This is a genomic window from Paenibacillus mucilaginosus 3016, from assembly GCF_000250655.1.
GTDB lineage: Bacteria > Bacillota > Bacilli > Paenibacillales > NBRC-103111 > Paenibacillus_G > Paenibacillus_G mucilaginosus.
On sequence record NC_016935.1, the window covers coordinates 3486386 to 3499504 of the forward strand.

13 protein-coding genes are annotated in these 13119 nt (G+C 59.2%); all 13 read left to right on the forward strand.

From position 1 onward, the window contains the following. Positions 1–38 precede the first annotated feature (38 nt). The 13 genes from PM3016_RS15180 to PM3016_RS15245 all read left to right on the forward strand — a co-directional run bounded on the left by PM3016_RS15180 (position 39) and on the right by PM3016_RS15245 (position 13095). On the forward strand, positions 39–602 hold the full coding sequence (locus PM3016_RS15180; RefSeq protein ID WP_014370051.1) for a tetratricopeptide repeat protein: 564 nt from the start codon (positions 39–41) through the stop codon (positions 600–602). Then, positions 595–1398 (forward strand): 4-hydroxy-tetrahydrodipicolinate reductase, encoded by an 804-nt coding sequence (dapB, locus tag PM3016_RS15185; protein WP_014370052.1) that lies wholly within the window; start codon positions 595–597, stop codon positions 1396–1398. The genes PM3016_RS15180 and dapB overlap by 8 nt, the downstream gene beginning before the upstream one ends. A gap of 130 nt (positions 1399–1528) precedes the next feature. Then, entirely contained in the window at positions 1529–1948 is a 420-nt protein-coding gene (mgsA, locus tag PM3016_RS15190; RefSeq protein WP_014650808.1) for a methylglyoxal synthase, read from the forward strand. After that, positions 1945–2652 (forward strand): bacillithiol biosynthesis deacetylase BshB1, encoded by a 708-nt coding sequence (bshB1, locus tag PM3016_RS15195; RefSeq protein ID WP_014370053.1) that lies wholly within the window; start codon positions 1945–1947, stop codon positions 2650–2652. The genes mgsA and bshB1 overlap by 4 nt, the downstream gene beginning before the upstream one ends. Positions 2653–2689: 37 nt before the next feature. Next, the gene (gene bshA, locus PM3016_RS15200; RefSeq protein ID WP_013916540.1) at positions 2690–3859 is read left to right on the forward strand and encodes an N-acetyl-alpha-D-glucosaminyl L-malate synthase BshA; all 1170 of its coding nucleotides are present in this window, start codon (positions 2690–2692) and stop codon (positions 3857–3859) included. 16 nt (positions 3860–3875) lie between these two features. Then, positions 3876–5198: a CCA tRNA nucleotidyltransferase gene (locus PM3016_RS15205; protein ID WP_014370054.1), complete on the forward strand. Its 1323-nt coding sequence runs from the start codon at positions 3876–3878 to the stop codon at positions 5196–5198. Further along, a complete protein-coding gene (locus PM3016_RS15210; RefSeq protein WP_013916542.1) occupies positions 5195–6166 on the forward strand; it encodes a biotin--[acetyl-CoA-carboxylase] ligase in 972 nt (323 codons plus the stop codon). Before PM3016_RS15205 ends, PM3016_RS15210 begins: the two co-directional genes overlap by 4 nt. 384 nt (positions 6167–6550) lie before the next feature. After that, complete coding sequence (gene panB, locus PM3016_RS15220) at positions 6551–7444, forward strand: 3-methyl-2-oxobutanoate hydroxymethyltransferase (protein WP_014370055.1); 894 nt, start codon at positions 6551–6553, stop codon at positions 7442–7444. 90 nt (positions 7445–7534) lie between these two features. Further along, the gene (gene panC, locus PM3016_RS15225) at positions 7535–8401 is read left to right on the forward strand and encodes a pantoate--beta-alanine ligase (RefSeq protein WP_013916544.1); all 867 of its coding nucleotides are present in this window, start codon (positions 7535–7537) and stop codon (positions 8399–8401) included. A gap of 34 nt (positions 8402–8435) precedes the next feature. After that, positions 8436–8819 (forward strand): aspartate 1-decarboxylase, encoded by a 384-nt coding sequence (gene panD, locus PM3016_RS15230; RefSeq protein WP_013916545.1) that lies wholly within the window; start codon positions 8436–8438, stop codon positions 8817–8819. 247 nt (positions 8820–9066) lie between these two features. Beyond that, positions 9067–9534, forward strand: coding sequence for a tetratricopeptide repeat protein (locus PM3016_RS15235; RefSeq protein ID WP_014370056.1), 468 nt, complete (start codon positions 9067–9069; stop codon positions 9532–9534). Between the two features lie 88 nt (positions 9535–9622). Next, positions 9623–12478, forward strand: a complete 2856-nt coding sequence (gene dinG / locus PM3016_RS15240) for an ATP-dependent DNA helicase DinG (RefSeq protein ID WP_014370057.1) — start codon at positions 9623–9625, stop codon at positions 12476–12478. Next, on the forward strand, positions 12475–13095 hold the full coding sequence (locus tag PM3016_RS15245; RefSeq protein WP_014370058.1) for a redox-sensing transcriptional repressor Rex: 621 nt from the start codon (positions 12475–12477) through the stop codon (positions 13093–13095). The genes dinG and PM3016_RS15245 overlap by 4 nt, the downstream gene beginning before the upstream one ends. Positions 13096–13119 lie beyond the last annotated feature (24 nt).

A 13119-nucleotide genomic window follows, 5' to 3' on the forward strand; every position in this document is an offset into this window, starting at 1 on the left:
CGGACGAGGCGGGTACCCCTTGAGAGAGGAGAGGGCGGATGGACGGCGAAACGGCGATTCGTAAAGCGTACGAATCGATACTGAAGCATGATTTCGAGCAGGCGGTCGCATGGTTCGAACAGGCCATCACGCTGGATCCGGGCAAAGCCGCTTATCATTATAAGCTGTCGATTACGTATGCCAGAAGCAACAAGCTGGAGAAAGCAATCGAGCACGCGCAGCAGGCGGTGGACCTGGACGGCCGCGACGAGCATTATGCATTCCACCTGCAGCATCTTCAGGCCAAACGGCTGCTCTTCACTGCCGAGAAGCTGTTCGATGAGCCGGAGGAGCGCCTCTGGCTGGCTGTGGAGCTGCTGAAGGAAGCGGTGGAGCTCGACCCGCTGTCGGTGGAGGGCTTTCTGCTGCTGGGTATGGCGTATCACCGGCTGGGCGAGTACGCACAGGCGCTCCGCAGCATCAAGGAGCTGCTGAAGCTGGACCCCCAGCACACGATCGGCCGCAGACTTTCTGCAGACTATGAGCAAAAATGGAAACAATACATGAAGAACGCAACCCTTCGGGGGATGCTGGCCGAAAGGAACGAGAACTCTCATGAATGAAATCATAACGGTAGCGGTGGCCGGCGCCAGCGGACGCATGGGTCGCGAAGTAGTTAAGATGGTGCTGGGCGACCCGGCGCTGAAGCTGGCGGCGGCGGTTTCCCGCTCTGCAGCGGGACAGGATGCCGGCCGCATGGCAGGGCTTGACTCCTGCGGCGTCGAAGTGAAGAGCGATCTGGAGTCGGCACTGGCCGAGACCCGGCCCGACGTGCTGGTCGACTTTACGACACCGCATTCGGCTGTGGCCCACACCCGTCTGGCCATTGAGTATGGCGTACGTCCCGTTATGGGAACGACAGGATACACTCCGGAGGATATCGAAGAGCTGGACAAGCTGTGCCGGGACAAGGGAATCGGCGGGCTCATCGCTCCGAACTTCTCTATCGGCGCCATCCTGATGATGAAATTCGCCGCTGAGGCGGCCAAATATATGCCGCATCTTGAAATTATCGAGTACCACGGCGACCAGAAGCTTGATGCTCCATCGGGAACGGCCGTGAAGACGGCGGAGCTGATCTCCGAGGCGAGACAGGAACTCCGGCAGGGTAATCCGGATGAGAAGGAAACGATCGAAGGCTCGCGGGGCGGGTACTACAACGGATTCCGTATACATAGCGTAAGGCTTCCGGGCGTATTCGCCCAGCAGGAAGTGGTGTTCGGGGCCTTTGGGCAGACCCTGAAGATCCGTCACGACTCCTACGACCGTGCCGGCTATATGCCCGGTGTGAACACGGCCGTCAAGAAAGTCATGACCCATACCGGGCTGGTATATGGATTCGAGCATTACATGGACTAGCCCTCAGGAGGACAAGGGGAGTAAGCCGGACCGGTTTCCTCCCGGTGTCCTCGTTTTGTAGGGCTCGAATAGTTCCGCACGATAGGCAGAGGGCTGTGAAACCGGAGAGGAGCAGGAAGAGAATATGAGCATGAAAATCGCACTGATCGCGCATGACCGCAAGAAAGACGAGATGGTGAATTTCGTCACCGCGTATGAGACGGTGTTCGAGCATCACGAGCTGTATGCTACGGGGACGACGGGCACCCGGATTATGGAGAACACGAAGCTGAACGTTCACCGGTTCATGTCGGGGCCGCTCGGCGGCGACCAGCAGATCGGGGCGCTTGTCGCCACCAATGAAATGGATCTGATCATCTTCCTTCGGGATCCGCTGATGGCACAGCCCCACGAGCCGGATATCATCGCGCTGCTTCGCCTGTGCGACGTGCAGGGCATTCCGTGCGCGACGAATATCGCAACGGCCGAAATTCTGGTGAAGGCGCTGGACCGGGGAGATTTCGCCTGGAGGGAGCTTGTACATAAATATAAGCCGGGGATCGACCAATGAACGGATTCCATGAGACCCTGGACCTGCTGATCTTCGGTGCCCATCCGGATGATGCGGAGATCGGGATGGGGGGCACGATCGCCAAGCACACGCGTAAGGGCCTGCGGGTCGGGATCTGCGATCTGACCCGGGCCGAGATGTCCTCTAACGGGACCGTTGAAATCCGGCAGGCGGAGGCGGAAGCGGCCTCGAGAAGCCTCGGCATCACCGTGCGGAGCAATCTGGGCCTTCCGGACCGCGGACTGGAGCTGAGAGCCGAGCTGGTGAACCCGATCGTGCAGGAGATCCGCCGCTGGAAGCCCCGCGTTGTGTTCGCTCCTTATTGGGAGGACCGGCACCCGGATCATATCGCCTGCTCCCGGCTGGTGCAGGAGGCGGTATTCAATGCCAAGCTGCGCCGGTATATGCCCGAGAGCGAGGCGCATGCCGTACAGGACTTCTATTTCTATTTTATCAATGATGTGAAAGACCCGGACGTGATGGTGGATATCAGCAGCGTCTACGAAACCAAACGCGAATCCCTGCTTGCCTACCGCTCCCAGTTCGAAGCGGCGGGGGCCGGCAATGATTATGTGGCCACCCCGCTCAACCAGAATTACCTGGAGCGGGTGGAGGCAAGAGACGCCCTTCTCGGGCAGAAGCGATCGGTCGCTTATGCCGAAGGGTTCATGAGCAGGCTGCCATATCTGGCAGAGCTGCTGTAAATTACGCACTCAGCGATCACAGAGGGAGGCGCGAAACGTGAAGGACCGGCTGAAAATCGGAATCACCTGTTATCCTACCCTGGGCGGCTCGGGCGTCGTTGCGACGGAACTTGGCAAGCTGCTGGCGGAAAAAGGGCATGAAGTTCATTTTATTACGCACAGCATGCCATTCCGCCTGGGGAAATTCGACCGCAACATCTTCTATCACGAAGTCGAAGTCAACGACTACTACGTGTTCAAATATCCGCCTTACGATCTGTCCCTGGCCAGCAAGCTGGCCCAGGTGGTCAAGCTGCAGGAACTGGATCTGCTCCATGTACATTATGCGATTCCGCATGCGGTCTGCGCTCTGCTCGCCAAGCAGATGGTCGGCGACCAGCTCAAGGTCGTGACTACCCTGCACGGTACGGACATCACCGTCCTGGCGCAGGACGAATCGCTGAGCGACCTCATCGGCTATGCCATTAACGGCAGCGACGCGGTTACGGCGGTATCCCAGGATCTCATCCGCGAGACGCGTCATCTCCTCGGCATTACGAAGGAGATCGATCTCGCTTATAACTTCGTCGACAAGCGCGTCTACTACCCGCGGGAGGTAACCTCCCTGCGCAAGGAGTTCGCCCATCCGGACGAGAAGATCCTGATTCACATCTCCAACTTCCGCCCGGTGAAGCGGGTGACGGACGTGGTCGAGATCTTCGACCGCCTGAGGCAGGACGTGCCGGCCCGGCTGCTGTTCGTCGGCGAAGGACCGGAGCTCTCCAAGGTGCTCTGCAAGGTGAAGGAAAAAGGCCTGCTCGACCGCGTTACCTTCTGCGGCAAGCAGGATGACGTGGCCCAGCTGCTGTCGCTGGCCGATCTCATGCTCCTGCCTTCCGAGAAGGAGAGCTTCGGGCTTGTGGCCCTGGAAGCGATGGCCTGCGGCGTGCCGACCGTGGCATCCAATGCGGGCGGGATTCCCGAGCTCATCACACACGGGGAGACGGGCTACCTCGCCGAGATCGGCGACGTGGAGGCGATGGCCGGCTACGCCCGGAAGATCCTGACGGATGAAGCACATGCCGCGCAGCTTAGAGAAGCGTGTCTTCACCGGGCCCGCTATACATTCTGTAATGATGTCATTACACGCCAGTATGAAGAAATCTACTACCGGGTGCTCGGACGGCCGCTGCCGGAGGATCTCCGGAGGAAGCCGCTCGAATGCTGAGAGAGCGTGATCCCCGATGAGCGGACAGATGAGATCGGCCGCGCTGGCGATCGTCCGGCGTCTGAATGACAACGGCCACCAGGCTTACCTGGTCGGCGGCTGTGTCCGGGACGAGATGCTGGGGCGGCCCGTCAAGGATTATGATATCGCCACCTCCGCGCTGCCGGAGCAGGTCCAGGCCTTGTTCAAGCGGACGGTGCCGACCGGGCTTCAGCACGGTACGGTGACCGTCGTGTCGGACCGGGTGCCCTACGAGGTAACCACCTTCCGCAGGGAAGGGGGCTACGAGGCGTTCCGGCGGCCGACGGAGGTGGAATACATCGATTCGCTGCAGGAAGATCTGCAGCGGCGAGACTTTACGATGAACGCCATGGCGCTGGATGCCGAGGGCGGTCTGGTCGACCCCTTCGGCGGCATGGCGGATCTGCGGCAGGGGGTGCTCCGCTGTGTGGGCACGGCGGAGGAACGGTTCCGCGAGGATGCGCTGCGGATGCTGCGCTGCCTGCGGTTCGCTTCCGAGTACACCCTGCGTATCGAGGAGCGCACTTGGGAAGCCCTCCGGGAATGCATCGGACTCCTGCAGCATATCGCGATGGAGCGCTGCCGTGCGGAGCTTGAGCGGATGCTCGGCGGGGCCGACCCGAACCGGGCTCTTGCGCTTCTGGCCGATAGCGGTGCGCTCCGGCATACGAAAGCTGAGGTCGAACTGGCGGAGCTGGACGGGATTCCGGCCGAATCGTGGCCGGGGCTCCTTGGCATTCCCTCATCGGACGAACGGCTCGCGTACCTGTATCTCCGTCTGGGAGTGGATGCCTCCGGGATCTCGGAGGATATGAAACGGCTGACGTATTCCAATGCCCAGCGGGATGCCGCATCAAGAACAGGGGCAGCGCATGAATACTTGTCCGGCATCGCCGCAGGGGGTCCCTCGGAAGGGGAGGCCAAGGATGCCTGGATCCGTGCTTCGCTTCGTCATGGAGCCGATGCCCTGCTCCGCTTGAGGCAGCTGTATGCTCTGGACGGGCCGCGGCTTCTGGGGCGGAGGGACGGCGAGGCGGCCGGGGACGCGCCAGCAGAAGGCCCGGCGTTCCTGGAGGCGTGGATCTCGCAAGGCGAAGCCTGGCTGGAGGCAAGGCCGGCGGGAAGCCTGAAGGAGCTTCGCCTCAGCGGCCAGGAGCTCGTCGGGCATCTCGGCGAGAAACCCGGTCCCTGGACCGGTCAGGTGCTGGGCCGCCTCCTGGAGGAGACGGCTCTGGGGCATCTGCCCAATGACAGAGAACGCCTGCTGGAAGCGGCAGAGCAGATATATGAATCTTTACAGAAGAAGGGACCCGCATGACAGAGCGATTAGTGGAGCTGTTTGAAGCATCCCAGGGAGCTTTTTTATCCGGGGAGGAGCTCAGCGACAAGCTGGCGATCTCCCGCACCGCCGTATGGAAGCGGATTGAGAAGCTGCGCGAGGAGGGCTACACGTTCGAAGCGGTCCCGCGCAAAGGGTACCGTCTCATCGGCAAGCCGGACAAGCTGGATCCGGCCGCCCTGGTGACCCGCCTGCAGACGGAATTGTTCGGCAGGCGCATACACTATCACCAGGAGGTCGAATCTACGCAGACGACGGCTCTGGCCCTCCTCGCCGAAGGAGCCCCCGAAGGTACGCTGATTCTCGCCGAACAGCAGACGGCCGGCCGAGGGCGGCAGGGAAGGCCCTGGATCTCGCCCAAGGGCAAGGGCCTGTGGATGAGCCTGGTGCTCAAGCCGGCCGGTCTGCCGATCTCCTGTACCCCGCAGCTGACGCTGCTGGTCGCCGTGGCCTTGTGCCGAGCGGTCCGTGCCGAGACCGGCGTGGAAGCCGGCATCAAGTGGCCCAACGACCTGCTCGTCGGAGGGCGCAAAATCTCCGGGATTCTCCTGGAATCCCGGGCAGAGGATGCAAGCCTGCAGCATATTATCGCGGGGGTAGGCATCAGCGTGAATCTCACGGAAGAAGACTACCCGGAAGGGCTCCGGGAGACGGCTACCTCCCTTGCGATCGAAGCGGGACGGCCTGTTGACCGGATGCAGCTCCTGTGCCGGTTCCTCCAGGAGTGGGAGCAGCTGTACAAGCTGTATCTCGAGCAGGGCTTCGGTCCGGTCAAGCTGCTGTGGGAGGCGCTGACCGTCTCGCTGCACCGGACGATCCGCTGCCGTACGCCCCAGGGTTTCGTGGAGGGCTACGGCGAAGGGATCGACGACTTCGGGGCGCTGCTCCTGCGTCTCCCCGACGGGACCCAGCAAAGGCTGATTTCCGGTGATGTCGAATTCAGGTGACAAACCTGCATACTTTTTGGTATAATTAAGGCGATGAAGGCGGTATCCATCCGGAACTGCACTTCACGCATGTTGGAGCTTATGTTCCTTTATCCCAAACTTCATAGCATCGATCAGCAATATGTCGGATTCTGCTCTGAGCCCTGCGGGGACCGAGACAGAAGGATCATATGACAAGTTCAACATGTGAACCTTTCGCCTCGGTATCTTCTTTTCGATACCCGGCCGGAAGGTTTTTTTGCTTTGTGCCATACTACTTTTATCCGGCGGGCTGCGCGCGGAGGTGATGTCCTGAGAGGGCAGCCGCCGTGTTCGCGGCCCGTCAACCCCGGAGGTGCTTACCTTGTCCAACCGCAAACCGGTACAACAGCCAAGCTGCAGAAGATGAAGAGCGAGGGAACGCCGATCAGTGTCATTACGGCATACGACTTCCCTTCGGCTCTGCTGGCGGATCAGGCGGGAGTGGACGTCATTCTGGTCGGCGATTCGCTCGGCAACGTCGTGCTCGGCTACGAATCGACGATCCCCGTGACGCTCGATGACATGGTGTACCACACCAAGGCGGTGACCCGTGCGGCCCGCTCCAGCTTCGTCGTGGCGGATCTGCCGTTCATGACCTATCACGGCAGCCTGGATGCCACGCTGGCCCATGCGGCCAGACTGATGCAGGAGGGACTGGCCAAGGCCGTCAAGCTGGAAGGCGGCGCGGAGATTGTTCCCGCCGTTCGGGCCCTCGTACAGGCCGGCATCCCGGTGATGGGCCATATCGGGCTCACGCCGCAGTCCATCCATCAGATCGGCGGCTTCAAGGTGCAGGGGAAGACTTCGTCCCAGGCCCAGAAGCTGATCGAGGACGCGCTGGCCCTGCAGGAGGCCGGGGCGTTCTCGATTGTCCTCGAGCTGGTAACGGATCAGCTGGCTGCCTTGGTGACGGAGAAGCTAGCCATTCCGACGATCGGCATCGGGGCAGGGGCTGCCTGTGACGGGCAGGTGCTCGTATTCCACGACGTGCTCGGCTATGGGGAGGAAAGCCATCCGAAGCGGTTCGTGAAGCCTTATGCGAACATCGGGGAGATCATCCGCTCGAGCATCCGCCAGTACGTCGAAGAAGTGAAAGACCGCAGCTTTCCGGGACCGGAGCATTCGTTCCATATGGACGACGAGGCGGCCGCCTCGCTGTATGGGAGCTCCCCGAGCCGCGGCTCGGGCGCTGTAACGGAAGACGTATCGGAAGAGAAGAAGACCGCCAAGGAACCTCAGAAAGTTCCTGTGACTTAATGGCTGCAAGCCAATCATCGAGGGACCGCTGCCCGGGCCGTTACAGCTGGGGCGGTCCCCAATAGTAATCGGGAACGGAGCAGGCTGCCTATGGAAACCGTAAAGAGTATTGACCGGCTGAGAGAGCTGATCAAGGAGAAGAAAGCGCAAAACCCGAACCTGACGGTCGGTTTCGTGCCTACAATGGGTTTTCTCCACCGGGGGCACGCCTCCCTGCTGGAAGCCGCCCGCCGGGAGTGCGACCTCGTCGTGCTGAGCATCTTCGTTAACCCGCTGCAGTTCGGGCCGAACGAGGACTTCGAGCGCTACCCCCGCGATGAGGAGCGGGATTTGAATATTTCCGAAGAAGCGGGGGCGGACCTGGTATTCTTCCCGCAGGTAGAGGAGATGTACCCTTCGCCGACCAAGACGATCGTATCGGTGTCCGGCGTCTCCGAGGGATTGTGCGGGGCATCGCGCCCGGGCCATTTTGACGGGGTATCCACCGTGGTGACGAAGCTCTTCCATATCGTCCAGCCCGACCGGGCCTATTTTGGGCTGAAGGACGCGCAGCAGGTCGCCGTCATTGAGCAGATGGTGAAGGACCTGAACATGCCGGTAACGATTGTGCCGTGTCCGATCGTCAGAGAAGCGGACGGCCTGGCGCTCAGCTCCCGCAACGTCTACTTGAGTGAGGAGGAGCGCAGCCAGGCTCTCGTGCTCTCGGCGGCGCTGAACGCTGCGGAGCGGCTGACGGAAGAGCGCGGCAGCGGGTTTACAGCCGCTGAGCTGACGGCTCTGATCCGCCGGGAGATCGGCAGGTCCCCGCTGGCGGACATCGACTATGCTGAAGTGCTCAAGTACCCAACGCTTGAGCCGTTCACGGCCCCTGAGGCGGGGCAGCGCATCATTGTCGCTCTCGCGGTGCGGTTCGGCCGTACGCGTTTGATAGATAACCGGATTCTGAACATCCGGTAGAACGGAAGCTACACACCCCAGGAGGCGATCATCCATGTTTCGTACCATGCTGAAATCCAAAATCCACCGCGCCACGGTGACAGAAGCCAATCTCAATTATGTCGGCAGCATTACTATTGACTCGGATCTGCTGGATCTGGTTGACATGCTTCCGAACGAGAAAGTGCAGATTGTTAACAATAACAACGGGGCTCGATTCGAAACGTACATCATTCCGGGCCCCCGCGGCTCCGGGGTCGTCTGTCTGAACGGCGCGGCAGCCCGCCTCGTCCATCCCGGCGATACGGTCATTATTCTTTCTTACGTTATGCTGTCGGATGAGGAAGCCCGCAAGCATGTGCCGCAGATTGCCATCATGGGCGAGAACAACAGCGTCGTCACTGTGCTCAAGGAAGAAATTCATTCCACGGTTTTGTAGTCCGCATGAAACGCGACGGGGAGACGCACAATGTAACTACATTAGACGAAGCGTAAGGTGGGATCAGCCGTGTTCAAACATCTTTTTGCTTCCATGAACGAGATGCTGAGCGAAGTCATGGCGGAGTACCCGTCCTCCACCGGCGTGAAACGCAGAGAGCTGCAGGAAAAGCTCCGCGCGCTGAAGGCCATGAGCGACGCTTGCATTGAAGAGTGGCTGCAGTTCGAGGAATCGATGGGTCAGGGGGATGCGCGCCGCCGGGATATCCTTCAGCGGCAGCGATCCTTCGGATCCGGAGCTGGCCGGCAAACGGACGGAGCTGTTCATCCGCGGCCAGGGCTTCTACAAGCTGCACATGTTTGATGAGGCCATCGCAGAATTCGATGAGCTGGTCCGTCTGCAGCCTGATTTTACACTGGCGCGCATTTATCTGGCGATGTCGTATCTCCGCAAAGGAGAGATGACCGAGAGCTATACACATTTTCAATTTTTATCCCAGCTGACTGAGAATATGCAGATCAAGGCGATTTCGTACAACGCCATGGGCTGTATCCAGGCCCAGCAGCACAATATGGATAAAGCCTGTGAATTTTTCAACATGGCGTACCGCACCGATCCGGCCAGTGTCCAGCCGCTCCTTGAGCTTGGCGTATGCAGTGAAGGCGGCGGCGGCCTGCAGTTTGATATTTCCCCATCCCGCGAACCGCTGTCGTAAGCGCATGGCCAAGTTTGCTATTCCCTTTTGACTGCAAGATTGGTATGCTTAAGGGGAGAGTGGGGATGAAGGGATTGACACAGCACGTATGAAATTTGCGGTTCTGGATTTTGAAACGACCGGGAGCACGACTTCGGATCGCATTATCCAAGTCGGGCTCTTTATTATAAATGACCAAGATATTACGGACAGGTATACTTCTCTCGTCAACCCGGGCATGAGTATACCTGCTGCTATTACTACACTTACCGGCATTACCGACGACATGGTGAAGGATGCGCCGTCACTGGATACCGTGATGGCGGAGATGGTGCCCTTGCTGGAAGAGTCGGTCCTTGTTGGACACAATATTGCTTTTGACCTTGCGTTTCTGCAGCGTGCACTCGATGAGACGGGGTACTTCCCGTTTGACGGGCGTGTGCTGGATACGATGGACGCGCTGCGCGTCCTCTTCCCGGGACTCGGGTCACTCCAGCTCTCCATGGCCTGTCAGGCGCTGGGTATCGCACATGAACGGCCTCACCAGGCCGACAGCGACGCAGAAGTGACAGCTGCGATTTGGAACCGCTGCATTGAGCGGTTTCAAGGGCTTCCTCTGCTGACGCTCCAGCGCATGGAGATGGTTTTTGCCGATTCGGCCAGCGATTTCGGCTGGTTTGTGCAGGAGATGCTGCAGTACAAGGAGCTGCACTCGCCGCTCGACCCCGATGCCGACCGGTATTTCAGACAGTTTGCCCTGAACGTGGAGGAGTGGGGGGACGAAGAGCCCGTCCGCACCCCGGAAGAGGTGAGGCAGCTGCCGGACAGCTTCGAGGAATTCTATGACGGGCTCCGGGCTGCGCTCAAGACGAAATTCGCCGCCTATGAAGAACGTGATGCCCAGGTCCAGATGATCCATGAAGTCGAGGAGGCGTTCGAAGAAGAGCGCCACCTCATCATTGAAGCGGGAACAGGCACGGGCAAGTCGCTGGGCTATCTCATTCCTTCCCTGTATTACGGGATCAAGCAGGACGAGAAGGTGGTGGTGTCCACCCATACGATCAACCTGCAGGAACAGCTTCGGGAAAGGGATGTTCCTCTCCTCCATGAGCTCTTCCCGATCGGGTTCGAGGCTTCCGTTCTCAAGGGTAGGAGCCATTACCTGTGCCTGCGCAAGTTCGAGCAGAAGATGAACCTGATGGACTTCGAGCACGGCAAAGAAGACCGAATAACGGCTGGACAAATGCTGGTCTGGCTGGGGGAAACGAAGCATGGCGATGAAGAAGAACTGCACTTTGCGGGACGGGGACGGCAGTTCTGGCACTCCGTCGAAAGCGATACGGAATCCTGTCTGAACCGTGCATGCCCCTGGTTCAAGCGCTGCTTCTATCACCGAGCGAGACACCAGGCGAATTCGGCCGACGTCATTATAACGAACCACTCTCTATTGTTCACGGATACGAAGGCGGAGAACCGGCTGCTTCCTTCCTATAAGCACCTGGTCATTGATGAGGCTCATCACTTTGAGGATGTGGCCGGCAAGCATCTGGGCATCGAGCTGCATTATCACGGCCTCTCGAATGCCATAGCCTGGCTGTATAAGGACAGCCGGGCCGGTCAGCTCTCCTCCCTGCGCTTCCGGCTGCAGCGTCACGAAGACGAGAAGGCCAGGACCTGGTGTTTAGTCGTTGACGAAGCGGTAGAGAAGCTGCTGGTACTCCGGGAGGAGTGGGAGAGTCTGTCCGAGATGCTGTATCAGCTGCTTGTCTCGCGTAGCGATCCATCGCAGCAGAGCGAAGGCAATGCGCTCGTCTACCGGGTGCGCAAAGAGAAATTGCCTTCCGGCTGGGAGAAGCTGATGGTCACGGAAGAAAATATCATGCTTCTGTTTAACGATACGCTGAAGAAAGTGGAGCGTCTCATCTCGGACATCAAGGAAGTACAGGACGATTACGATGTGCAGGGAGTTCTTACCGATCTCAGCGGGTCGGTCAAGGAGCTGCACCGGCAGAAGGATGCACTCCATTTCTTCATGACGATGCCGGATGAGAACTATGTGTACTGGATGGAGGCCGGCCACTACAACAAGAACCGGTCGCTGCAGCTGTCTTCCGTACCGATCGACGTCAGTTCGATGCTTCAGGGACAGTTCTTCGGTGTGAAGGACAGTGTCATTCTAACCTCTGCGACCTTGTCCGTCGGCAAGTCGTTCGATTATACCTGCGAACAGCTGGGCCTTAAGAAAGACGAAGAGCAAGGGAAGCTGCGTACGGTGCAGCTGCCTTCTCCGTTCAACTACAGGGAGCAGGCCCTCGTCGTCATTCCAAGGGATTTTCCTACGCTCAAGGGGGCGGCAGGGGAGAAGGAATTCCTCGACCGGCTGATTCCATCGCTGGCGGAGGTAGCGCTGCAGACCCGAGGCCGGATGCTCGTGCTCTTCACCTCCAACCGGATGCTGAAGCTGGCGCATGCTGGACTTAAGGATGTGCTGGCTTCGTTCGGGATAACGGTTCTCGGGCAGGGAGTCGACAGCAGCAACCGCAGCAAGCTGACCCGGCTGTTCCAGAACAGCAAGGCTTGCGTCCTCCTCGGAACAAGCTCCTTTTGGGAAGGTGTGGACATCCCGGGCGATGCGCTGACCTGCCTGGCGATCGTGCGGCTTCCTTTCCAGCCGCCGAACCACCCTCTGGTCGAAGCGAAGACGGAGAAGCTCAAACAGCGGGGGATGAACGCTTTCATGAAGCTGTCCGTTCCTCAAGCGGTGATCCGGTTCAAGCAGGGCTTCGGGCGGCTTGTCCGGACCGCAGCCGATAAAGGCATCGTGATCATCTACGACACGAGAGTGATCGATACGCAGTACGGCAAGTATTTTCTGTACTCGCTCCCGGGTCCGAGGATCGAGCATATGAACTCGGCTCAGCTCGTGCCAAGAATAAAGCAGTGGATGGGTGAGAACGAAGCATGAAGACGATAAAAATATCGGAAGCGGTTGTCCGGAGACTGCCGATTTACCTGAGGTTCCTGAATGAACTCAGCAAGAAGAATGTGCAAACCGTTTCCTCACAGGATCTCGGCGTGAAGCTGGACTTGAATCCGGCGCAGATCCGCAAGGACCTCGCTTACTTCGGAGAGTTCGGCAAAAAAGGAATCGGTTATGATGTGGATTATCTGATTGAAAAGATCCGGCAGATTCTCAAGCTCGACAAGGTTATCCCCGTCGCCCTGGTGGGCGCGGGGAACCTCGGCCGGGCGCTCTGTAATTATAACGCTTACTTGAAGGATAACATGAAGATCGTCGCGGTGTTCGATGCGCAGGAGAACAAGATCGGCGAGTCGATCAATAACTTGAAGGTGAAGCCCATGTCCGAGCTGAACGAGGTCATCCAAGAGGCCAAGGTGCGCATCGGCATTATTACGGTGCCGGCTGCGGAAGCCCAGCAGGTTGCGGACCGGTTCGTCGAGTCCGGGGTGGAAGCGATATTGAATTTTGCACCGCTCATTATCAAGGTTCCATCCGAGGTGCGGGTGCATCACGCCGACTTCACGACGGAGCTGCAGAGTCTCGCATATTATCTGGACTAATTCGCGATGATAAGATCCTAGAAC